At 61.1% G+C, this 22,760-nt stretch carries 20 protein-coding genes and 1 riboswitch; of the genes, 11 read left to right on the top strand and 9 right to left on the bottom strand.

What is annotated here, in order from left to right; genetic code table 11:
• Positions 1-35: 35 nt before the first annotated feature.
• Positions 36-1,784: a DNA primase gene (gene dnaG / locus H7A77_RS03875; RefSeq protein ID WP_025304325.1), complete on the bottom strand. Its 1,749-nt coding sequence runs from the start codon at positions 1,782-1,784 to the stop codon at positions 36-38.
• Positions 1,785-1,920: 136 nt separating this feature from the next.
• Positions 1,921-2,136: a 30S ribosomal protein S21 gene (gene rpsU / locus H7A77_RS03870; RefSeq protein WP_001144069.1), complete on the bottom strand. Its 216-nt coding sequence runs from the start codon at positions 2,134-2,136 to the stop codon at positions 1,921-1,923.
• A gap of 325 nt (positions 2,137-2,461) precedes the next feature.
• Here rpsU and tsaD point away from each other — a divergent pair, with 325 nt between their 5' ends.
• Positions 2,462-3,475 carry a tRNA (adenosine(37)-N6)-threonylcarbamoyltransferase complex transferase subunit TsaD gene (tsaD, locus tag H7A77_RS03865; RefSeq protein ID WP_004937199.1) on the top strand — a complete coding sequence of 338 codons (1,014 nt, stop codon included), beginning with the start codon at positions 2,462-2,464 and terminating at the stop codon, positions 3,473-3,475.
• A 30-nt stretch (positions 3,476-3,505) separates the two neighbouring features.
• Here tsaD and plsY read toward each other — a convergent pair whose 3' ends face one another.
• A complete protein-coding gene (gene plsY / locus H7A77_RS03860; protein ID WP_033644590.1) occupies positions 3,506-4,150 on the bottom strand; it encodes a glycerol-3-phosphate 1-O-acyltransferase PlsY in 645 nt (214 codons plus the stop codon).
• A gap of 107 nt (positions 4,151-4,257) precedes the next feature.
• Here plsY and folB point away from each other — a divergent pair, with 107 nt between their 5' ends.
• Together folB and bacA are read left to right on the top strand one after the other, a co-directional pair.
• Positions 4,258-4,617, top strand: coding sequence for a bifunctional dihydroneopterin aldolase/7,8-dihydroneopterin epimerase (gene folB, locus H7A77_RS03855; protein WP_015379095.1), 360 nt, complete (start codon positions 4,258-4,260; stop codon positions 4,615-4,617).
• 132 nt (positions 4,618-4,749) lie between these two features.
• The gene (gene bacA, locus H7A77_RS03850; protein WP_033644592.1) at positions 4,750-5,574 is read left to right on the top strand and encodes an undecaprenyl-diphosphate phosphatase; all 825 of its coding nucleotides are present in this window, start codon (positions 4,750-4,752) and stop codon (positions 5,572-5,574) included.
• 40 nt (positions 5,575-5,614) lie between these two features.
• Here the strand turns inward: bacA and H7A77_RS03845 are convergent, their stop codons facing one another.
• Both H7A77_RS03845 and H7A77_RS03840 read right to left on the bottom strand, forming a co-directional pair.
• Positions 5,615-6,859, bottom strand: coding sequence for a multifunctional CCA addition/repair protein (locus H7A77_RS03845; RefSeq protein WP_033644593.1), 1,245 nt, complete (start codon positions 6,857-6,859; stop codon positions 5,615-5,617).
• 122 nt (positions 6,860-6,981) lie between these two features.
• Positions 6,982-7,602: a TIGR04211 family SH3 domain-containing protein gene (locus tag H7A77_RS03840; protein WP_033644594.1), complete on the bottom strand. Its 621-nt coding sequence runs from the start codon at positions 7,600-7,602 to the stop codon at positions 6,982-6,984.
• Positions 7,603-7,879: 277 nt separating this feature from the next.
• Between H7A77_RS03840 and H7A77_RS03835 the strand changes: the two genes are divergently transcribed.
• The 3 genes from H7A77_RS03835 to hldE all read left to right on the top strand — a co-directional run bounded on the left by H7A77_RS03835 (position 7,880) and on the right by hldE (position 13,578).
• On the top strand, positions 7,880-9,187 hold the full coding sequence (locus tag H7A77_RS03835) for an inorganic triphosphatase (RefSeq protein WP_182073843.1): 1,308 nt from the start codon (positions 7,880-7,882) through the stop codon (positions 9,185-9,187).
• Between the two features lie 45 nt (positions 9,188-9,232).
• Positions 9,233-12,070: a bifunctional [glutamate--ammonia ligase]-adenylyl-L-tyrosine phosphorylase/[glutamate--ammonia-ligase] adenylyltransferase gene (gene glnE / locus H7A77_RS03830; protein WP_182073842.1), complete on the top strand. Its 2,838-nt coding sequence runs from the start codon at positions 9,233-9,235 to the stop codon at positions 12,068-12,070.
• Positions 12,071-12,147: 77 nt separating this feature from the next.
• The gene (gene hldE, locus H7A77_RS03825; protein ID WP_033644597.1) at positions 12,148-13,578 is read left to right on the top strand and encodes a bifunctional D-glycero-beta-D-manno-heptose-7-phosphate kinase/D-glycero-beta-D-manno-heptose 1-phosphate adenylyltransferase HldE; all 1,431 of its coding nucleotides are present in this window, start codon (positions 12,148-12,150) and stop codon (positions 13,576-13,578) included.
• Positions 13,579-13,629: 51 nt separating this feature from the next.
• On the opposite strand, the gene H7A77_RS03820 is transcribed toward hldE, so the two are convergent.
• Complete coding sequence (locus H7A77_RS03820; protein WP_004937216.1) at positions 13,630-13,905, bottom strand: accessory factor UbiK family protein; 276 nt, start codon at positions 13,903-13,905, stop codon at positions 13,630-13,632.
• 147 nt (positions 13,906-14,052) lie between these two features.
• A riboswitch (FMN riboswitch) is annotated at positions 14,053-14,213 on the top strand.
• Positions 14,214-14,322: 109 nt separating this feature from the next.
• On the opposite strand from H7A77_RS03820, the gene ribB reads away from it, so the two are divergent.
• Positions 14,323-14,976, top strand: coding sequence for a 3,4-dihydroxy-2-butanone-4-phosphate synthase (gene ribB, locus H7A77_RS03815; RefSeq protein ID WP_033636071.1), 654 nt, complete (start codon positions 14,323-14,325; stop codon positions 14,974-14,976).
• A gap of 52 nt (positions 14,977-15,028) precedes the next feature.
• On the opposite strand, the gene H7A77_RS03810 is transcribed toward ribB, so the two are convergent.
• A complete protein-coding gene (locus H7A77_RS03810) occupies positions 15,029-16,561 on the bottom strand; it encodes an alkaline phosphatase (RefSeq protein ID WP_182073841.1) in 1,533 nt (510 codons plus the stop codon).
• 325 nt (positions 16,562-16,886) lie between these two features.
• On the opposite strand from H7A77_RS03810, the gene ygiD reads away from it, so the two are divergent.
• Positions 16,887-17,669, top strand: a complete 783-nt coding sequence (gene ygiD / locus H7A77_RS03805; RefSeq protein ID WP_108682014.1) for a 4,5-DOPA dioxygenase extradiol — start codon at positions 16,887-16,889, stop codon at positions 17,667-17,669.
• 47 nt (positions 17,670-17,716) lie between these two features.
• Here ygiD and H7A77_RS03800 read toward each other — a convergent pair whose 3' ends face one another.
• Complete coding sequence (locus tag H7A77_RS03800; protein ID WP_033644600.1) at positions 17,717-18,877, bottom strand: glutathionylspermidine synthase family protein; 1,161 nt, start codon at positions 18,875-18,877, stop codon at positions 17,717-17,719.
• Positions 18,878-18,880: 3 nt separating this feature from the next.
• On the bottom strand, positions 18,881-19,543 hold the full coding sequence (locus tag H7A77_RS03795) for a DUF1190 family protein (protein ID WP_004937226.1): 663 nt from the start codon (positions 19,541-19,543) through the stop codon (positions 18,881-18,883).
• Between the two features lie 353 nt (positions 19,544-19,896).
• On the opposite strand from H7A77_RS03795, the gene H7A77_RS03790 reads away from it, so the two are divergent.
• From H7A77_RS03790 to dhaL, 3 genes are read left to right on the top strand one after another with little or no spacing between them, the layout of a single operon-like run.
• On the top strand, positions 19,897-20,997 hold the full coding sequence (locus tag H7A77_RS03790; protein WP_182073840.1) for a glycerol dehydrogenase: 1,101 nt from the start codon (positions 19,897-19,899) through the stop codon (positions 20,995-20,997).
• A 50-nt stretch (positions 20,998-21,047) separates the two neighbouring features.
• Positions 21,048-22,118, top strand: a complete 1,071-nt coding sequence (gene dhaK, locus H7A77_RS03785) for a dihydroxyacetone kinase subunit DhaK (RefSeq protein WP_033644603.1) — start codon at positions 21,048-21,050, stop codon at positions 22,116-22,118.
• A gap of 9 nt (positions 22,119-22,127) precedes the next feature.
• Positions 22,128-22,760 carry a dihydroxyacetone kinase subunit DhaL gene (dhaL, locus tag H7A77_RS03780; RefSeq protein ID WP_047026469.1) on the top strand — a complete coding sequence of 211 codons (633 nt, stop codon included), beginning with the start codon at positions 22,128-22,130 and terminating at the stop codon, positions 22,758-22,760.

Raw genomic sequence — 22,760 nt, 5'->3', positions numbered from 1 at the left:
CCCTCGCAATTATCGGCACTTAAGCCGTTTGGTATTCAGTTTTTCTTCGCTAAAACCTGGTTGAGGGAACGGACTTCTTCACGTTCCTCCGGGCTCAGGCCGCGCGTTCTGGCCTGCGCGATCAGCGTTTCCAGCCGTTGCTCGAGCACCGAGTCGTACAGGCTGGCCAACGTATCCAAAAAGGTCTGTTCGACCATGTCCTCAACGATCATATGGTTCCAGGTCGCCAAGGTTTCAAGCTGCTGGCTGAATTTGTTGTCGCGATACAGCTCCAGCAATTGCCCGGTTGTCAGGCCCGGCTGCGCCAAACAGGTCTGCACCAGTTCGACGAACAGCGGCAATCCCGCCTGTTTGGTCTGCTCCAACCCTTCCAGCGAAGGGATAAGTGTAGCCAACTGCGGATTTTGCACCAGTAACCCTATCAGTATACGCATGGTTGTGCGTTTTAGCTGGGGCGCCTGATAAGGATTCGCATTTTCAGCCTGCTTGGGCATCAGCTTGTCGAGCTGGCTGTCGTCCAGCAGCCCCAGCTTGTTGCCGAGCTCCTGACGCAGGTACAAGCGCAACGTTTCGCCCGGCACCTGAGTAATCAGCGGCAGCGCCAGCGTGCTCAGCTTGGCGCGCCCGTCCGGGCTGCTCAAATCCACCTGCGGTAGCAGGCTTTCGAACAGGAAAGTGGACAGCGGCTGCGCCTGCTCCATTCGCTGTTCGAAGGCTTCTTTGCCTTCCTTGCGCACCAGGGTGTCCGGGTCTTCGCCATCGGGCAAAAACATGAACCGCAGCTGGCGCCCGTCGTTCAGGTACGGCAGCGCGGTTTCCAGCGCCCGCCAGGCCGCTTCGCGGCCGGCGCGGTCGCCGTCGTAACAGCAGACGACGTTGTCGGTAGCGCGGAACAGCAGCTGAATGTGTTCAGCCGTCGTCGAGGTTCCGAGCGAGGCGACGGCATAATCGATGCCGAATTGCGCCAACGCCACCACGTCCATATACCCTTCCACCACCAGCAGCCGCTGCAGGGTAGGGTGATTCTGCTGTGCTTCATACAGGCCATACAGCTGGCGGCCCTTATGGAAAACTTCGGTTTCCGGCGAGTTCAGGTACTTGGGCATGCCGTCGCCCAGCACGCGGCCGCCGAAGGCGATGACGCGCCCGCGCTTGTCGCGGATGGGGAACATCACCCGTTCGCGGAAACGGTCGTACGAACGCCCCTGATCGTTAGTCACCAGCATGCCGGCATCGTTCAATGCGCGGCGCGAGTCGGCGTCGCGGCCGAAACGCTTCAGGGCGTTGTCCCATCCCGCCGGCGCGAAGCCGATGGCGAAATGGCGAATAACGTCGTCACTTAATCCGCGCTGCTGCAAATAGCTGCGCGCCGGTGCCCCGGAGGACTGCTGCAGTGACTGTTGATAGAACGCGCTGAGCTGTTCCATCAGTTGGTATAGGCTCTGGCGCTGATGGCGTTCGATCTGGGTCGGCCCGGTGCCCGCTTCGTAAGGCACTTCCAACCCGTGCATGGTCGCCAGCTCTTCGATGGTTTCGACAAACTCGAGTCGGTCGTAATTCATCAAAAAGTCGACGGCGTTGCCGTGCGCACCACACCCAAAACAGTGATAAAACTGCTTTTCGCCATTAACGGTAAATGAAGGCGTCTTTTCGTGGTGGAACGGACAGCACGCGTGGTAGTTCTTGCCTTGCTTCTTGAGCTTCACGCGGGCGTCGATCAAATCGACGATGTCGGTGCGAGCCAGCAAGTCATTGATAAATACGCGCGGAATTCGTCCAGCCATAAGCCCTTACTTCATTAGCCTATAAACGAGAACAAGCCGCGCATTCCTTTCGGAAAGCACGGCCTTCGTATGCAACTACTCGGTCTGCGCGATTTTGAAAATCAGAAATTCACGCGGTGGGGTTGCCCCCGAAGAATTAATACAGACGAGTGCGGCGTGCGTTTTCGCGAGCCAGTTTCTTCGCGTGACGTTTCACAGCAGAAGCTTTAGCGCGTTTACGTTCGGTAGTTGGTTTTTCATAAAACTCACGACGACGAACTTCAGCTAAAACACCCGCTTTTTCGCAAGAGCGTTTGAAACGACGCAGAGCAACGTCAAATGGCTCGTTTTCACGTACTTTAATTACCGGCATGTGCCTCTCACCTCAATAAAATTCGGTTTGCTGCTGGCCAAGCGCCAGCCTTTTCAAAATGGTGCGGAATTTTACTCCAATGGATGCTGCTTTGTAAAGCATCACCGCAAATTGAAACCCGCGTCGCTCTGCCGCAACGTGCGCAATTTTGCACCGGGCGCTGATTATAGACTAATCAGAAAAAAATGCTCGTGTTTAATCGCTCGGGCATTTTCTGGATGAATCATCGACATAGGCGCAAGCCGGTGACAAGATGCGCCGCATCGGCGGTAAATGCGGCGGAATGTGGTAGACTGGCGGCCGCACGTGAATGATGGGAAATGTAATGCGAGTACTGGGTATAGAAACGTCCTGCGATGAAACCGGAATTGCAGTGTATGACGATCAAACCGGTTTGTTGGCCAACCAATTATACAGCCAGGTGAAGCTGCACGCCGACTACGGCGGCGTGGTGCCGGAACTGGCCTCCCGCGATCACGTGCGCAAAACCGTGCCGCTGATTCAGGCGGCGCTGAAAGAGGCCAACCTGACCCCGGCCGATATCGACGGCGTGGCCTATACCGCCGGGCCGGGCCTGGTAGGCGCGCTGCTGGTCGGCGCTACCGTCGGGCGCGCGCTGGCGTTCGCCTGGAACGTGCCGGCGGTGCCGGTGCACCACATGGAAGGCCACCTGCTGGCGCCGATGCTGGAAGATAACCCGCCGGCGTTCCCGTTCGTCGCGCTGCTGGTCTCCGGCGGCCACACTCAGCTGATCAGCGTCACCGGCATCGGTGAATATGAACTGCTGGGCGAGTCGATCGACGATGCCGCCGGCGAAGCGTTCGACAAAACCGCCAAGCTGCTCGGCCTGGATTATCCCGGCGGGCCGATGCTGTCGAAGATGGCGCAGCAGGGCACGGCGGGGCGTTTCACCTTCCCGCGGCCGATGACCGATCGTCCGGGGCTGGACTTCAGCTTCTCCGGCCTGAAAACCTTCGCCGCCAACACCATCCGCTCCAACGGCAACGACGATCAGACACGTGCCGACATCGCCCGCGCCTTCGAGGATGCGGTGGTGGATACGCTGGCGATCAAATGCAAACGCGCGCTGGAGCAAACCGGCTTCAAACGCCTGGTGATGGCCGGCGGCGTGAGCGCCAACCGCACGCTGCGCGCCAAACTGGCGGAGATGATGCAGAAACGCGGCGGGGAAGTGTTCTATGCCCGCCCGGAATTTTGCACCGACAACGGCGCGATGATCGCCTATGCCGGCATGGTGCGGCTGAAGAGCGGCGCCAACCCGGAGCTGAGCGTGTCGGTGCGGCCGCGCTGGCCGCTGGCGGAACTGCCTGCGGTATAAAACAAAGGGCCGGATTATCCGGCCCTTACGTTATTCGTCTTTCGGCTGGTCGCCGTTATCCTCATCCGCGTCGTTTTTCTTCTTGCGGAACTTGCCCCAAATCTTGCCTTCCTGGCCGCGCCACAGGCGCTGAATATTGTCGTGATGCCGCATCAGGATCAGGCAGGAGAGCATCGCCACCGGGAAGGTGAACTGCGGTTTGAACCACCAGACGTAGAACGGGGCGATCAGCGCGCTGACGATGGCGCCGAGCGAAGAGTAGCCGCTGAGCAACACCGTCAGCAGCCAGGTGCCGGTCATCAGGCCGGTCAGATCCCAGCCGATAGGCGCGATGGCGCCAAACGCCGTCGCCACGCCTTTACCGCCGCGGAAGTGGAAGAATACCGGATAGATGTGCCCAAGACAGGCGGCGATCGCCGTCAGGCCCAGATACAGCGGCGGCACATTGAGTTTGTAGGCCAGCCAGACCGGCAACATCCCTTTCAGAATATCGAACACCAGCACCGCCGCCGCCGCCAGCCGGCCGCCGATGCGCAGGACGTTGGTCGCCCCGGGGTTTCCTGAGCCATGCTCACGCGGGTCCGGCAGCCTGGCGATCCGGCAAACCAGGATCGCGCTCGAAATCGAGCCGCACAGATACGCGAAGATAATCATGCCAAGCGCGGTAGCACTCATAACGCGGTTCCGTTTAATAATGGTCGTTTTACTCGCAACATCTATGGATAATACGCACATTCCGCTGGAAGTGGTATCCGGCAAGGCCAAAAACAGAGAATGACGTGATGGATATCGTATTTATTGAAGAGCTTACCGTAATTACCACCATTGGCGTTTATGAGTGGGAACAGGGCATTCGTCAGAAGCTGGTGTTCGATATCGAAATGGGCTGGGATAACCGGCCGGCCGCCGCCAGCGACGACGTAAATGACTGTCTGAGCTATGCCGACGTCAGCGATGCCGTGATCCAACACGTGGAGTCGAACCGGTTCGCGCTGGTGGAGCGCGTGGCGGAGGAAATATCTGAAATTTTGCTCCAGCGCTTCAATTCCCCCTGGGTCCGTATTAAGGTCAGCAAACCGGGCGCTGTAGCACATGCCAATCGGGTCGGCGTGATCATTGAGCGCGGCACTCGTCCCGCATGATTTTATGTCATCTGCTTGCAACGAAAGACCGTTAACCTGGTCTTAATCCTGAGAATTGTTTTAGCGGCATTGTCTTTAAGCATTGCCGCTTTTTTATGTGATAGCCGTTATTTTATGGGGTGAGCGAAGCACATGGCAGACATGCATTCACTGTTTATTGCGTTTGTTCTTGGGGTTGTCGAGGGATTAACCGAATTTTTGCCGGTTTCTTCCACCGGGCATATGATCATCGTTGGCGAGTGGCTGGGCTTTACCGGCGACAAAGCCAAAACCTTTGAAGTCATTATCCAGCTGGGGTCGATCCTGGCCGTCGTCGTGATGTTCTGGCGCCGGTTGTTCGGTCTGATCGGCATCCATTTCGGCGGCAAGCCGGTGGAGCACGAAGGCAAAACCAGCGGCCAGCTGAAGCTGGGGCACATCCTGTTGGCGATGATCCCGGCGGTGGTGCTGGGGCTGGCCTTCCATGATTTCATCAAGTCGCTGTTTGCGCCGAAAAACGTGATGTACGCGTTGGTGGTCGGCGGCCTGCTGCTGCTGGCGGCGGAATGGCTGAAGCCGAAGAAGCCGAGCGCGGAAGGGCTGGATGACATCACTTACCGTCAGGCGTTCATGATCGGCTGCTTCCAGTGTCTGGCGCTGTGGCCGGGCTTCTCCCGTTCGGGTTCCACTATCGCCGGCGGCATGCTGGTGGGCGTGAACCGCTATGCGGCGTCCGAGTTCTCCTTCATTCTGGCTGTGCCGATGATGATTGGCGCCAGCGGCCTGGATCTGTACAAGAGCCTGCACTTCCTGACCTGGGGCGACCTGCCGATGTTCGCCGTCGGTTTCGTCACCGCCTTCGTGGTGGCGCTGGTTGCGATCAAGACCTTCCTGTCGCTGATCAAACGCATCTCGTTCGTGCCGTTCGCTATCTACCGCTTTATCGTGGCGGCCGTGGTTTACATGGTGTTCCTGTAAGCCTTCACGCCAGGAAAAAACCCCGCTCCGCGGGGTTTTTTTATGCCTGATCGTTGATGATAGTTTGGGTGAGCTTCCACTCGGCCAGCGCCTGCTGGCGGCGGCGTTTGAGCTCGTCGCGGATCGCGGTGCCCTGCAGCCCGCTGGCCACCACCTCTTTAATAGATACCGCGTTCGCCACCTGATACGCCTGGCGCAGATAGTCGCCCTGCGGATAGGGATTCTCCTCAAAGCCGGTACGGCCGCGCGCGTCCGCCTCGCTGGTCAGGATCATCTGCTCCAGCCGGTGCGGCTTGCGCCAGACGTCGATGGCGTCGAATAGCTTCAATAGGGTCTCCGGCCGCAGCTTGTTCACGGTGTGGATCAGATCATGGTACTCGGCCACCAGCTTGCTCAGATCGCGCACCGGGTTAGGCACCCGCAGCCGCTGGCACAGCGCCTCAACCAGCCGCACGCCGGCCGGGCCGTGGCCGTGGTGATGCGGCCAGAACTCTTTTGGCGTCAATCCCTTGCCGAGGTCATGGCACAGGGTGGCGAAGCGCACGTCCACCTCCGGCGTGAGGCGGGCGGCGATCGCCAACGCCATCAGCGTGTGCACGCCGGTGTCGATCTCCGGGTGCCACTTGGCGGGAGCCGGCACGCCGAACAGCGCGTCGATTTCCGGGAACAGCACCGCCAGCGCATCGCAGTCGCGCAGCACCTGAAAATAGACCTGCGGGCTCTGGCTTTGCAGCGCCTTTTCCGTTTCTTTCCAGACGCGTTCGGCGGTCAGCGCGGCCAGTTCACCGCTATGCGCCATCCGGCGCATCAGGGCGAGCGTTTCGTCGGCGATGCGAAAACCCAGGTGGGCGAAGCGGGCGGTGAAGCGCGCCACGCGCAGTACGCGCAGCGGATCTTCGCCGAAGGCGTCGGAAACGTGGCGCAGCACGCGCGCCTGCAGATCGGCCACGCCGCCGTAAGGATCAATCAGCTCCCCCTCGGCGGAACGGGCGATGGCGTTGATGGTCAGATCGCGCCGCAGCAGATCCTCCTCCAGCGTGACGTCCGGCGCGGCATAGCAGGTAAAACCGGTGTATCCCTGGCCGGATTTGCGCTCGGTGCGCGCCAGCGCGTACTCCTCGTGGGTGTCGGGATTGAGGAATACCGGAAAGTCTTTGCCGACCTGCTGGTAGCCCAATGCCAGCAGCTCGGCCGGCGTGGCGCCCACCACCACCCAATCATGATCGACCACCGGAATGTCGAGCAGGCTGTCGCGAACGGCGCCGCCGACCAGATAAATCTGCACTGTTGACTCCTGAATATCGTGTAAGGCTCTGTCTATCAGATTACATGAATTGGCCGCGGGATGTCGGCGCCAATGAAAAGGGCGCCCGCAGGCGCCCATACTCAAACTGAACGATACTGAGATCAGTTCATCCAGCGATTGTTGTTCTTGCGGCGCGGGATCAGGTGCGGCAACAGCAGGCCCAGCAGCAAGCCGACGCCGGCGACGCCGCCGCCGTACATGAACCACTGCAGAATAATGGTGCGCTGTTTGTCGTCGAGCTGCAGGTTAACGGCGTTAACCTTCTTCTGCGCGACCACCAGCTGGTTTTTCAGATCCTGGTTTTCCTTCTGCAGGCTGCTGATGGTGCTGTCGCTGCCCGCGACTTTTTCCTGCATTTCCGCCGTGCGCTGGTTCCAGGTGTTATCGATGTTGGCCAGCTTGTCGGTCAGGGTTTTCACCTGCTGTTCCAGCTCGGGCACGCGGGTGCGCAGGCTCGGCGTCTGGCTGAGCTGATCGAGTGGGATCCAGGTGGTGCGGCCTTTCGGATCGCGGATTTGGCCGTAGTTGGTGCTGTCGTTGACGCTCAGCAGGGTGACTTCTTCACCGGCGTTCAGAGTGCCGACAATACGGTACTGATTACCTGGGCCGCTATGGACGTAAGTGCTTAACTCATCGGAGATATAGCGTTTATCTTCGGCATGTGCGCCCCAAGTGATGCTGAAGCTCAGCGCGGCAAGGCAAATCAGGCGTAATTTCTGCATTAGTTCATCGTTTCTGGGTGAATTTATGGAACGATAGTAGAGCGTTCAGTCTGACGACGCAACGCCAAAACCGGAATGAGAACTATCTTACTGTGGCTGATTCTGTGAGTTGCGCGGCGTTTTATAACGTAACAGGTTTTTTCTACAGTTAGCAGGGTTAAGGCGCCGGGAATCGCGGTAAGATAACGGCAACTGTGCGTCATTGGGCAGTATGCGGCGGCCGAACGCGCCGCGCTGAAACAGACGTGAATGCATAACTTATTGGTGTTAAAGAATTATGACCGTTGAAATTGAACTGAAATTCATCGCCGCGCCGCAAGCGGTGGCCGCTCTGCCGCAATGGCTTGCCGCCTGGCCGCATCAGCATTCCGCGCCGCAAAAACTGACCAACATTTACTTCGAAACGGCCGATAACTTCCTGCGCAATCACGACATGGGGCTGCGCATTCGCGGTTTCGACGATCGTTATGAGATGACCATCAAAACCGCCGGTAAAGTGGTGGCCGGCCTGCACCAACGTCCGGAATACAACGTCGCTATCGCCGAGCCGCAGCTGGCGCTGGCGCAGTTTCCTGCCGACATCTGGCCACAGGATTGTGATATCGCGGCGCTGCAGCAGGCGTTGCAGCCGCTGTTCCGTACCGACTTTGCGCGTGAAAAGTGGGTGGTCACTTACGGCCAAAGCGAGATCGAGATTGGTTTGGATCAGGGAGAGGTGCGCGCCGGTGACCTCAGCGAAGCCCTGAGCGAGATCGAACTGGAGCTGCTGAAAGGCAACACCGCCGATCTGCTGGCGTTGGCCGGCGAGCTGGCGGCCCATGGCGGGCTGCGTCAGGGCAGCCTGAGCAAGGCGGCGCGCGGCTACCACCTGGCGCAGGGCAATCCGCCGCGCGAGGTGCGCCCGCTGCGGGTGCTGAAGCCGGCGGCGAAGGCGACCGTGGAGCAGGGGATGATCGCCGCCTTCGAGCTGGCGCTCAGCCATTGGCAGTACCATGAGGAGCTGTGGCTGCGCGGCGATGCGCAGGCGCGCGGGGCGGTCCTCGAAGCGGTCGGCACCATCCGCCAGGCGCTGGTGATCTTCGGCGGCCTGGTGCCGCGCAAGGCCAGCGCCGATCTGCGCGCCCGCCTGACCGAGCTCGAACCGCTGTTGGCGGACAAAGCCGCGCAACCGGAGAGCCTGTGCTACAGCGCGGCCTATCTGCAATGTAAGTTGGCGCTCACATCATGGCTGGTGCGCGGCGCCTGGCGGCCGTTTATCGACGCCAAAGGGCAGGCCAAACTGGACGGTTCTTTCAAACGCTTCAGCGACATCATGCTGGGGCGCAGCGGCGCGGAGCTGAAAGAAGCCTTCAGCCGTACGCTGAACGAAGATGAATATCAGGAACAATTGCCGCGCCTGAGGCGTCAGATTTCGGCGCTGATCCTGCTGTCGGGCGCTTACCCCGACGAGCAGACCGGGCCTTATATCGACGCCTGGCGCGAGCTGCAGGCGGCGCTGAGCGAGCGCCGCCAGGGCTGGTATGAAGCCAGCCGCAAACAGGCCTTATCGCATGCGCCATTCTGGTTAAACGGCGCGTTTCGTTAATCCAGCCGGCCCGCCAGCCGTGGGCCGCAGAACGGGTCATACACTATGTCGCCACTTTCAGCCGCGTTACAGGCTCAGGCACAGCAGGTTGTGCAGCGTTTTCAGGAAGTTCACGGCGCGGACTGCGCCTTTAGCGAGCAAGAGCAGTGGGTGCTGGCGTCGAGCGACTTCGTCAGCGACGCGCTGCTCGCCCAGCCGGCCTGGCTGGCGACGCTGCGCGAACAGCCGCCGGCGCCCGGCGAGTGGCAACACTACGCCGCCTGGTTGCAGGACGAGCTGGAAGAGGTGCGCGACGAAGCGCAACTGATGCGCACGCTGCGTCTGTTTCGCCGCGAAACGCTGGTGCGCATCGCCTGGGCGCAGGCGCAGGGGCTGTGTTCGACCGAAGAAACGTTGCTGCAGCTGAGCGGGCTGGCGGAGACGCTGATCGTCAGCGCGCGCGACTGGCTGTACCAAACCTGTTGCCGCGAGTGGGGCACGCCGTGCAATGCCGACGGCGAACCGCAGCCGCTGCTGGTCCTCGGCATGGGCAAGCTGGGCGGCGGCGAACTGAACTTCTCGTCGGACATCGATCTGATCTTCGCTTACCCGGAAAATGGTCAAACCCAGGGCGGGCGGCGCGAGCTGGATAACGCCCAGTTCTTCACCCGTCTCGGCCAGCGGCTGATCAAGGCGCTGGATCAACAGACCATCGATGGCTTCGTCTATCGCGTGGACATGCGGCTGCGGCCGTTCGGCGACAGCGGCCCGTTGGTGATGAGCTTTGCGGCGCTGGAGGATTACTACCAGGAACAGGGGCGCGACTGGGAACGCTATGCGATGGTGAAGGCGCGCCTGATGGGCGGGGCGGAAGACGCCTACAGCCAGGAGCTGCGTAAAACGCTGCGGCCGTTCGTGTTCCGTCGTTACATTGATTTCAGCGTCATTCAGTCTCTGCGCAACATGAAGGGCATGATCGCCCGCGAAGTGCGGCGGCGCGGCCTGAAGGACAACATCAAGCTGGGCGCCGGCGGCATTCGCGAAATCGAATTCATCACCCAGGTATTCCAGCTGATCCGCGGCGGCCGTGAACCGGCGCTGCAGGGGCGTTCGCTGCTGCCGACGCTGCAGGCGGTGGGCGAGCTGGGGCTGCTGGAAAGCGAGCAGGTGCGGGCGCTGAGCGCCGCCTACCTGTTCCTGCGGCGGCTGGAGAACCTGCTGCAGGCGATCGGCGATCAGCAAACCCAGACGCTGCCGCAGGAGGCGCTCGATCAGGCGCGGTTGGCCTACGGCATGGGGTTGGCGGATTGGCCGGCGCTGATGGCGGCGCTGGACGTGCACATGCAGGCGGTGCGCGCGGTGTTCGACGACCTGATCGGCGACGATAGCCCGGATGTCGGCGAAGATCCCGATTACCAGCACTATCACAGCCTGTGGCAAGACGCACTGGAGGAGAACGAGCTGGCGCCGCTGACGCCGCACCTGGACGAAGAGGCGCGTCGACAGATGCTGCGCACCATCGCCGATTTTCGTCACGACGTCGACAAGCGCACCATCGGCCCGCGCGGCCGCGACGTGCTCGATCAGCTGATGCCGCGCCTGCTGGCGGAGGTATGCCCGCGGCAAGACGCGCCGACCGCGCTGGTGCGGCTGGCGCAGCTGCTGCTGAGCATCGTCACCCGCACTACCTATCTCGAACTGCTGGTGGAGTACCATGCGGCGCTCAGCCATCTGATCCGCCTGTGCGCCGCGTCGCCGATGGTCGCCAACCAGCTGTCGCGTTACCCGCTGCTGCTGGACGAGCTGCTGGATCCGGCCACGCTGTATCAGCCGGTGGCGCTGGACGCTTACCGCAGCGAGCTGCGGCAGTATCTGCTGCGGGTGCCGGAAGACGACGAAGAGCAAAAGCTGGAGGCGCTGCGCCAGTTCAAACAGGCGCAGCAGCTGCGCATCGCGGCTGCGGATATCGCCGGCGCGCTGCCGGTGATGAAAGTGAGCGATCACCTGACTTATCTGGCGGAGGCGATCATCGACGCGGTGGTGCAGCAGGCCTGGAGCGATATGGTGGCGCGCTACGGCCAGCCCACCCATCTGCAGGAGCGCGAAGGGCGCGGCTTTGCGGTGATCGGCTACGGCAAGCTGGGCGGCTGGGAGCTGGGTTACAGTTCCGATCTCGATCTGGTGTTCCTGCTGGATTGCCCGCCGGAGGTGATGACCGACGGCGATCGCTGCATCGACGGCCGCCAGTTCTACCTGCGGCTGGCGCAGCGGGTGATGCATCTGTTCAGCACCCGCACGTCCTCGGGCATTCTGTATGAGGTGGACGCGCGCCTGCGGCCTTCCGGCGCCGCGGGGATGCTGGTCAGCACCGTCGAGGCGTTCGCCGACTACCAGCAAAACGAAGCCTGGACCTGGGAACATCAGGCCCTGGTGCGCGCGCGCATCGTGCATGGCGACCCGGCGCTGCATCAGCAGTTCGACGCGATCCGGCGCGAGATCCTGTGCAAAACGCGCGATGCGCAGACCCTGAAGCGCGAAGTGCGCGAGATGCGCGAAAAAATGCGCAACCATCTCGGCAACAAGCAGCGCGATCTGTTTGATATCAAAACCGATGAGGGCGGCATTACCGACATCGAATTTATCGCCCAATATCTGGTCTTACGCTATGCGCCGGGTGAACCGCGCCTGACGCGTTGGTCGGACAACGTGCGCATCTTCGAGCTGATGGCCAATTATGACATCATGCCGGAAGAGGAGGCGCGCGCGCTGACCCAGGCCTATGTCACCATGCGCGACGAGATCCACCACCTGGCGCTGCAGGAACATTCCGGCAAGGTCGGCAGCGAGCTGTTTGCCGCCGAGCGCGAGCAGGTGCGCGCCAGCTGGGCCAAATGGCTGGATTAATACCTTTTTGCGGGTATTCCGGCGGTCTGTGGTAATATCTGCGCCACTAAAATTTTGTTCTTTTTTGGAGTTATCGGATGAAAGTTACGCTGCCTGATTTTCGCCGCGCCGGTGTGCTGGTGGTCGGTGACGTCATGTTGGATCGCTATTGGTATGGGCCGACCAGCCGCATTTCACCGGAAGCCCCGGTGCCGGTGGTCAAGGTCGATACCATCGAAGAGCGTCCCGGCGGCGCGGCTAACGTGGCGATGAACATCGCTTCGCTGGGCGCCACTTCCCGTCTGGTGGGCCTGACCGGCATTGACGATGCGGCGCGGGCGCTGAGCGCCAAGCTGAATGAAGTCAACGTGCGCTGCGACTTCGTCTCGGTGCCGACCCATCCGACCATTACCAAGCTGCGCGTGCTGTCGCGCAACCAGCAACTGATCCGTCTTGACTTCGAAGAAGGCTTCTCCAACGTTGATCCGCAGCCGATGCTGGAGCGCATTCAGCAGGCGCTGCCGCAGATCGGCGCGCTGGTGCTGTCCGATTACGCCAAGGGCGCGCTCAGCCAGGTGCAGGGCATGATCCAACTGGCGCGCGCCGCCAAGGTGCCGGTGCTGATCGATCCGAAAGGATCCGATTTCGAGCGCTATCGCGGCGCGACGCTGCTGACGCCGAACCTGTCCGAGTTCGAAGCGGTGGTGGGCCACTGTAAGGATGAAGCGGAACTGGTGGAACGCGGCATGAAGCTGGTGGCGGATTTCGAGCTGTCGGCGCTGCTGGTTACCCGTTCCGAACACGGCATGACGCTGCTGCAGCCGGGCGTTGAGCCGCTGCACTTGCCGACCCAGGCGCAGGAAGTGTTCGATGTGACCGGCGCCGGCGACACCGTGATCGGCGTGCTGGCCGCCTCGCTGGCCGCCGGCAACTCGCTGGAAGAGTCCTGTTTCCTGGCCAATGCCGCCGCCGGCGTGGTGGTGGGCAAGCTCGGTACCTCCACCGTGTCGCCGATCGAACTGGAGAACGCGGTGCGCGGCCGCGCCGAGACCGGTTTTGGCGTGATGACCGAAGCGCAGCTGAAACAGGCCGTCGCGCAGGCGCGTCAGCGCGGCGAAAAAGTGGTGATGACCAACGGCATCTTCGACATTCTGCATGCCGGCCACGTCTCTTATCTGGCCAATGCTCGCAAGCTGGGCGATCGCCTGATCGTGGCGGTGAACAGCGATGCGTCGACCAAACGCCTGAAAGGGGAAAAACGCCCGGTCAACGCGCTGGAGAACCGCATGATTGTGCTGGGCGCGCTGGAAGCGGTGGATTGGGTGGTGCCGTTCGAGGAGGACACGCCGCAGCGCTTGATCGCCGACATCTTGCCGGATCTGCTGGTGAAAGGCGGCGATTACAAGCCGGAAGAGATTGCCGGCAGTGCGGAAGTGTGGGCCAACGGCGGCGATGTCAAAGTGCTGAACTTTGAAGACGGCCTGTCGACCACCAACATCATCAAAGCGATCAAAGACGGGCGCGGCTAACGCCGGGCGACGTAAAGAACAAGGGCGCGCGGTGCGCGCCCTTGGCGGGAATTATTCGTCTTCCTGTTTGGCGGCCGGCGCCGCGCTCAGCTTGCTTTCCAGCTCGGCCATGCGCTGTTCCAACAGCGCCAGCTTTTCGCGGGTGCGCAACAGCACCTGAGTCTGCACGTCGAACTCTTCGCGGTTAACCAAATCCAGGCGGGTCAACTGCGACTGCAGCACCTGACGGATTTTTTTCTCAACGTCTTCCCCGAATTCACGAACGCCTTTAGGCATGGACTCATGAACCTGGCGTGCGATTTGTTCGATTTTTTTCGGGTCAATCATGGCGTATCCCTTTCAGAGTTTAATAGCTGCCGCTTAGTGTAATGCGAGTTGCCCGCCGGATAAACACCATTAAGCGCATTCGCCGCGCGTGGCCGAATTGTGCTTTTGCCAATTGCCCTGTCTATCCATTAGCGTTATAGTCATCTTGCTTATTCTCAGGGCGGGGTGAAAGTCCCCACCGGCGGTAAATCACCTTCTACGGTGAAAGCCCGCGAGCGCTCAGCCAGCCTGTAAAGGCCGGTTAGAGGTCAGCAGATCCGGTGTAATTCCGGGGCCGACGGTTATAGTCCGGATGGGAGAGAGTAACGGTATCTGCCGGGCATGCGCCCGCTTGCGTTATTTTTTTAGCTATTGCTAGCTACTCCTCAAGATCGCCCTGGTTCTGGTAATCCATAATTTTTAATGAGGTTTTTTACCATGAATCAGACGCTACTTTCAGACTTCGGCACGCCGACAGAACGCGTTGAACGCGCGATCGACGCACTGCGCAACGGGCGCGGCGTGATGGTGCTCGATGATGAAAACCGTGAAAACGAAGGTGACATGATCTTCGCCGCGGAAACCATGACCGTTGAGCAGATGGCGCTGACCATTCGCCACGGCAGCGGCATCGTGTGCCTGTGCATCACCGAAGAACGTCGTCAGCAGCTTGAGCTGCCGATGATGGTGACCAACAACTCCAGCCAGTTCCAGACCGCCTTCACCGTGACCATCGAAGCGGCGCAGGGCGTGACCACCGGGGTTTCCGCTTCCGATCGCCTGACCACCATCCGTGCGGCGGTGGCAGACAGCGCCAAGCCGAGCGACCTGAACCGTCCGGGCCACGTGTTCCCGCTGCGCGCGCAGCCGGGCGGCGTGCTGAGCCGTCGCGGTCACACCGAAGCGACCATCGATCTGGTCTCCATGGCCGGTTTCAAACCTGCCGGCGTGCTGTGTGAACTGACCAACGACGATGGCAGCATGGCGCATGCGCCGGAAGTGATCGCCTTCGCCAAACAGCACGACATGGTGGTGCTGACCATCGAAGATCTGGTGGCCTACCGCCAGGCGCACGAGAAAAAAGCCAGCTGATAGCCGGCCGCTTTCAACGATAAAAAAGCCGCGTAATGCGGCTTTTTTGTATCTACCGTTCTGACAGGCGTTCGCCGATGCGGCTGGCGTAATTCATCACGTGGAAGGTGTAGTTCTCCTCAACCGTACCCTGGAACAGATGTGCCCAGGGGCCGATGGCGTAGATGCCGAGATCTTCCCCGCCGTGCGTCTCGCTTTTCAGCGGCACCAGCGCCGGCTGAATAAAGTCGGGCGCGGTGGTTTGCTCCATGGTCAATGCCGGGCGCTCGGTCAGCGGGATCGCGCCGCCGGGGCCGTTGGCGAAACCGAGGGTGGTGTAGGGCTTGCCGTCGCTGCCCAGCCGAGGTTTACCGTCGACGCCGATGGAAATGCCGAGGATAGGATTGCCGCGCTTGGCATAGCCGGCGATGGTTAGCGTGTGGCTGTGATCGCCGGTCACGATCACCAGCGTTTCGTCCAGGTTGACCTTGCCGACAATGGTTTTCACCGCCTCGTTCAGGGCGACCGCGTCGCTCAGCGTGCGGTAGGCGTTGCCGTTATGGCTGCCGTGATCGACGCGCCCGCCTTCCACCAGCAGCAGATAGCCTTCGGGATTCCTGGCCAGAATATCGATGGCCTTGCCGGTCATTTCCGCCAGCGAAGGCTCTCCCGCCGCGTCTTGCCGCCGGTCGTGCTCGAAGTTCATGTGCGACGGCTCGAACAGGGCCAGCAAATGGTCGACGTTGCCTGGTTCGATTTTGTCGAACTGGGCCTGATTCCAGACGTATTGTCCGCGCTCGCCGTAGCGTTGCAGCCAGGCCTGCGTCAGGTCACGGCCGTCCTTTCTGGCGCCTTTCTTGCCGGGATATTCAGGATCGCTCACGCTGTCGGGCAGGAAGTTGGCGCGCCCGCCGCCCATCGCCACGTTCAGGCCGTTGCCGTACTTCATTTCCACCAGCTGGCGCGCGATGTCGCGGCAGCCTGCGGCCAGGGCATCCGCCGGCATTTTGGCGTCAGACTCCCAGTCGCGGTTGGCGATATGGGCATAGGTGGCGCCCGGCGTGGCGTGGGTAATGGTCGCGGTCGTCACGGTGCCGGTGGACATGCCGAGCGTTGCGGCCATCTCCCACAGCGTGGTGACGGCCTTGGTTTGCTGATCCTCGCAGTTGTTGAGGGCGGCCGTATGGTTGAGGCCCATCAGATCGTTGATGGTTTTGACGCCGGTGGTCATCGCCACCGCGCTGGGCGCAGAGTCGGTGATTTGGGCGTCGGCGGAGTAGGTTTTGGCCGCCGCCAGATAGGGGAAGGCCTCCCAGGCCAGCACGTTGGATTCGCCGTCTACGCCGCGCTGCTGTCCTTCAAAAATACGGGCGGCGGTCACGGTGGAAAACCCCATGCCGTCACCGACCACCAGAATGACGTTTTTGGCGCGGTTGGTGTTTGGGGTCTGTTTCAGTCGCTGTTGCAGCTGAGCTTGCGCCTGAAGGAAGTAAGGGTCTTCGCGCTGCGTCAGCGGCGCGTTGTCCGTCGCTTTGGCGGCTGCCGCCCCGGTGGCTAACAAGGACATGGAAAGCGCCAGGCGGGTTGCTAGTGTGAGTCTGAACATGAATTCCTCCTTGGTGAGACGTGATTCCCGTAGCGCCGACGGGCTGCCAACACCCTGTCGACGGAAGGAGGAGTGTATCGATTGTGTTAACAAAAAATACATAAATTGTTCACAATTTAGATCTGTGTGGCAGTAATGCCATGGTATTCATGATTTTTATTAATCATTTGAAAATCATGCATTTTTTAACTTTTTGTTTGCCAGTGCATTTTTGCGATTTTTAATTCAAATTTATTGAATATCTTCATCACGGTTATCCGGCTGTGTTGCTGCGGCAAAGCGCGTAATGTAACGCCATAGCACAATTTGAACTAAGGATCGCTCTATGAACACCTCTCGTATGCCGGCACTGTTTCTTGGCCACGGTAGCCCGATGAACGTGCTGGAAGACAACCGCTACACCCAGGCATGGCGTGCGTTGGGTGAGTCATTGCCGCGTCCGAAGGCGATCGTGGCGATTTCTGCGCATTGGTATACCCGCGGCACTGCGGTCACCGCGATGGAAAAACCCAAAACCATTCACGACTTCGGCGGGTTCCCGCAGGCGCTGTTTGATACCCGCTATCCTGCGCCGGGTTCCCCCGCGCTGGCCGCGCAGCTGCAGCACATTCTGGCGCCGGTGCCGGTAACGGCGGATCTCGGCGAGTGGGGGTTGGATCACGGCACCTGGGGCGTATTGATCAAGATGTATCCCAATGCCGATATCCCGGTGGTGCAGCTCAGCGTCGACGGCACTCAGCCGGCGGCTTACCACTATGAGCTGGGCCGCAAACTCGCGGCGCTGCGCGATGAGGGCGTGATGATCGTCGCCAGCGGCAACGTGGTGCACAACCTGCGCATGGTGAAATGGCAGGGCGATACCAGCGCCTATCCGTGGGCGGAGTCTTTCAATAACTTTGTCCGGGATAACCTGCGTTATCGGGGCGATAACCACCCGCTGGTGGATTTCATGCGCCATGAGGGCGCAGCGCTGTCGAACCCGACGCCGGAACACTATCTGCCATTGCTGTATGTGCTCGGCGGCTGGGATGGAAAAGAGGCCATCAGCGTGCCGATCGACGGTATCGAAATGGGAGCGCTGAGCATGCTGTCGGTGCAGGTGGGCTAAAGAAAAACGCCAGTCAGAGACTGGCGTTTTTGCCTTCAGCGGGGCGATCAGCCGAGGATGGTGTGCGGATAGAAGCGCGACAGATCCTGCGTGATCAGTTCGCGATCTTCGCGCAGGCCGATGCCGCAGGGTTGATCGTTCACCAGCCAGCTGCCGATCAGCGTGTAGCTGTCTTCGAACTTCGGCAGCGGATGGAACTGCTGCACGATCATGCCTTCTTCACCGTACGGCCCATCGACGCGCGCCACTTCCTGACCGTTTTCGACGATCTGGATATTGGCGCCTTCGCGTGAGAACAGCGGTTTGGTGACGTAATGATCCATCGGCGGATGATCGTCTTGCGCGAAATAAGCCGGCAGCAGGTTAGGGTGATTCGGGAACATTTCCCACAGCAGCGGCAGCAGCGCCTTGTTGGAGATGATGCTTTTCCAGGCCGGCTCCAGCCAGCGCACGCCGGCGTCTTCCAGCTTGGTGGAGAACATCTCGCGCAGCATGAATTCCCACGGATAGAGCTTGAACAGGTTGCCGATCACCTGATCCTGCAGATCGGTGAACTGGCCTTTCTCGCCGAGGCCGATCTCTTCCATGAACAGGAACTCGGTCGGCAGACCGGCTTCCTGCGCGCAGTCCTGCAGGTATTGCACCGTGCCGCGATCTTCTTCGCTGTCCTGGCAGCAGGCCAGGTGCAACAGGCCGAAGCCGTGATGCGCTTTCAGCTCGGCGAAACGCTCGATCAGTTTCTCCTGCAGGCTGTTGTACTGATCCGATTCCGGATCCAGTTTGCCGGCGTTGATCTGGTCTTCCAGCCACAGCCATTGGAAGAAGGCCGCTTCATACAGTGAGGTGGGCGTATCGGCGTTGTTCTCCAGCAGCTTCGGCGGATTGACGCCGTCGTAGGCCAGATCGAGACGCGAATACAGCGACGGCTGGTTGGTGCGCCAGGAGCTGCGCACGAATTCCCAGGTGTGTTTCGGGATGCAGAACTTGGCCATCAGCTCGTCGCTGGCGACCACTTTCTCCACCACCTGCAGGCACATCTGATGCAGCTCGGCGGTGGCGTTTTCGATCTCTTCAATCTGCGCCAGCGTGAACTGGTAATAGGCGTCTTCACACCAGTACGGCTCGCCGTACATGGTGTGGAAACGGAAGCCGAACTCGGTCGCTTTTTCGCGCCAGTCCGGGCGCTCGGTAATGGCAATACGTTTCATGCATCAACCGCCCATGCTGCGAGAGCCGGAGTTGGAGGTGGCGCTGCTGCGCTGCATGCTGGTCTGCTTGGCCACGGTCTCGCCGAAACCGCCGCGGGTCACGGTATTGGTGACCGCAGGCTTCGGCGCCATGGCGGTTTTCGGCACCGTCATGGTGCGGCCGCCGGCGGTGGCCGGGCCGTAGCTCTTGCCGCTGGCGTCGACAAACTTGCCGTTCGCCGGGCTGGCGGCGTTCTTGGAGGTGAACAGCGGCTGCTGCGCGAAGCCGGAACCGCCCATCAGGCGGCCCATCATGTAGCCCGCCATCAGCGGCATCCAGAAGCTGCCGCTGCTTTGCGATTCCGCCGCCATGCCGGCCTGCGCCGGAGCCTGGGTGCACTGCGCTTCGCCGAACTCGGCGACGCAGTCTTCGCGGGTGGCGTATTTCGGCGCGGTTTTCGCCGCTTCTTTCAGGGCGTTGTTGTAGGCGGTGGTGCACTGCTCGCTCATCGAAGGGTTGGCGCGCGAACAGTCATCGGCATTCTGATACAGGGAGACCGTTTCATCGCTCTTCTCGCAGCCGGCCAGCATAAAGACGGCGCTGATCGCCAAGGCCACGGGCGCGACACGGTAGCTGCGCCAGGATTTGCGGAACGTCTCTTGGTTGATGTTTTTTGTCCGTTTCATCGTTATCAATCCCATCATGCGGGCTGTTTTCGCCCTTTCCCAGTAGTGGCGCTAAGGATAGGGGAAACATGGTCAAAATTAAAGCTGAAACGCCCGCAGAATCCACTCTTTACGCAGTTATACGTTGGGGTGTGCGCCAGTTCGCTTTCGCGGCGAAAAAACGCGCGTTGGCGTTTCATCATGAAACGTTATCGCTATGATGATGTTCCATAATGGAACAAAAATCGCGTGGCTCGCCAGGCGGGCGGCAGACGCTCATAGTCGAAGCACAACAACAAGCCGGCGGCGAAGTCGGCGCGTCATCACCTGATATCTGAACGTTACCATCGCCAACTCCCTACAAGGATCCGGTTATGTTGAGAATCATCCAGTCACCAGGCAAATACATTCAGGGCGCCAATGCGCTGGCCGCCGTCGGCGAATACGCCAAATCCCTCGCCGACCATTATTTCGTGATCGCCGACGACTTCGTGATGCAGTTGGCGGGAGACACCCTGATGGGCAGCCTGCAGCAGCACGCCGTGAAACATCATGCGGCCCGTTTCAACGGCGAGTGCTGCCGTAAAGAGATAGACCGGCTTGGCCGCGAGCTGCAGACCCACGGTTGCCGCGGGGTGATCGGCGTCGGCGGCGGCAAGACGCTCGACACCGCCAAGGCCGTCGCCCACTACCAACGGCTGCCGGTGGTGCTCATTCCCACCATCGCCTCCACCGATGCGCCGACCAGCGCGCTGTCGGTTATCTACACCGAACAGGGCGAATTCGCCGAATACCTGATCTACCCGCGCAACCCGGACATGGTAGTGATGGACAGCGCCATCATCGCCAAAGCGCCGGTGCGCCTGCTGGTAGCCGGCATGGGCGACGCGCTCTCCACCTATTTCGAAGCGCAGGCCTGCTTCGACGCTCAGGCCACCAGCATGGCCGGCGGCAAATCGACGCTGGCGGCGCTCAGTCTGGCGCGGCTGTGCTACGACACGCTGCTGGCCGAAGGGGTGAAGGCCAAGCTGGCGGTCGAGGCCGGCGTGGTGACGGAAGCGGTGGAACGCATCATTGAGGCCAATACGTATCTGAGCGGCATCGGCTTCGAGAGCAGCGGGCTGGCGGCGGCGCACGCCATTCACAACGGTTTCACCGTGCTGGAGGAGTGTCACCACCTGTATCACGGCGAAAAAGTGGCGTTCGGCACCCTGGCGCAGCTGGTGCTGCAGAACAGCCCGATGGCGCAGATTGAAACCGTGCTGGCGTTTTGTCATGGCATCGGCTTGCCGATCACGCTGGCGCAGATGGGCGTTACCGGCGACGCGGCGACGAAGGCGATGGCGGTGGCCGAGGCCAGCTGCGCCGCCGGCGAAACCATTCACAACATGCCGTTCAAGGTCACCCCTGCCGGCGTGCAGGCGGCGATCCTGACGGCGGATCGGCTCGGCGCCGCCTGGCTGCTGCGTCATTGATACCGTTGGGGCGCGGTGCGCCGCGCCCCTGGCTTACAGAGGAAACCATCGTGAAAAAACTGATTAATCAGGTCGAGTCGGTGTTGGAAGAGCAGTTGCAGGGGCTGGCGGAGGCTCATCCCGAGTTGCTGGTGCATGCGGATCCGGCGTTCGTCACCCGCGCCGACGCGCCGGTAGCGGGCAAAGTGGCAATTCTGTCCGGCGGCGGCAGCGGCCACGAGCCGATGCACTGCGGTTTCGTCGGTGAAGGGATGCTCGACGGCGCCTGTCCGGGCGAGATTTTCACCTCGCCGACGCCGGATAAAATGTACGAGTGCGGTCAGGCGATCGACGGCGGCGCCGGGGTGCTGCTGCTGATCAAGAACTACACCGGTGACGTGCTCAACTTCGAAACCGCCACCGAGCTGCTGCACGACAGCGGCGTCGCGGTGGCGACGGTGCTGGTAGATGACGACGTGGCGGTCAAGGACAGCCTGTTCACCGCCGGGCGGCGCGGGGTGGCCAACACCGTGCTGATGGAGAAATTGCTGGGCGCCGCCGCGGCGCGCGGCGACGATCTGGACAGCGTGGTGACGCTGGGGCATCGCATCAACAACCACGGGCATTCGATCGGTATCGCGCTGGGCGCCTGTACCGTCCCCGCCGCCGGCAAACCGTCGTTCACCCTGGCGGAGAACGAGATGGAGTTCGGCGTCGGCATTCACGGCGAGCCGGGCATTGCGCGCCGTCCGTTCACCACGCTCAACGCGGCGGTGGATGACATGTTCCATACGCTGATCGACCACGGCCACTATCAGCGCACGATCCGCGTCTGGGATCGCCAACAGGGTGAGTGGCGCGACGAGATGCAGACCAAGCAGCCGCTGACGCGCGGCGATCGGGTGATCGCGTTGGTCAACAACCTGGGCGCCACGCCGCTGTCCGAGCTGTACGGCGTGTACCATCGGCTGGCGGAGCGCTGCGCCGAGGCGGGCATCATCATCGAACGCAACCTGGTGGGCGCGTATTGCACTTCGCTCGATATGCAGGGCGTGTCCATCACGTTGTTGAACGTGGACGACGAACTGTTGTCCTTGTGGGATGCGCCGGTGAAAACGCCTGCGCTGCGTTGGGGTTGCTGAGGAGGAATTATGGCGTTGACCAAACCACAGGTCGTCGATTGGCTGATGCGTTGCGGCGAAGTGTTCAGCCGGGAGCGCGATTTTCTTACCCAACTGGACACCGAGATCGGCGATGCCGACCACGGCCTGAACATGAATCGCGGTTTCAATAAGGTGGTGGAAAAGCTGCCGTCGGTGGCGGACAAGGATATCGGTTTTATCCTGAAAAACACCGGCATGACGCTGCTGTCGAGCGTAGGCGGCGCCAGCGGTCCGCTGTTCGGCACCTTCTTCATCCGCGCGGCGCAGGCGGCGAACGCCAAGCAAAGCCTGGATCTGGCGGAGCTGCATCAAATGATGCAGGAAGGGGTGGAAGGCGTGGTGATGCGCGGCAAGGCGGAGCCGGGCGACAAGACCATGTGCGATGCCTGGTGGCCGGTGGTGGAAAGCCTCGGCCAGTCCGCGCAGCAGAACCTGAGCGTGGCGGATGCGCTGCAGCGCGCCGCCGACAGCGCCGAGCGGGCGGTGGAGAGCACCATCACCATGCAGGCGCGCAAGGGGCGGGCCAGTTACCTGGGCGAGCGCAGCATCGGCCACCAGGATCCTGGCGCCACTTCGGTGATGCTGATGATGAAAACGCTGGCCGAGGTCGCCGGCAGTTAG

Source organism: Serratia sp. ME47, from assembly GCF_903970925.1.
GTDB classification, from domain to species: Bacteria; Pseudomonadota; Gammaproteobacteria; order Enterobacterales; family Enterobacteriaceae; genus Serratia; species Serratia ureilytica.
Note: the sequence above shows the minus strand (reverse complement) of the source record. Positions and strands in the feature narration are given on the sequence as shown.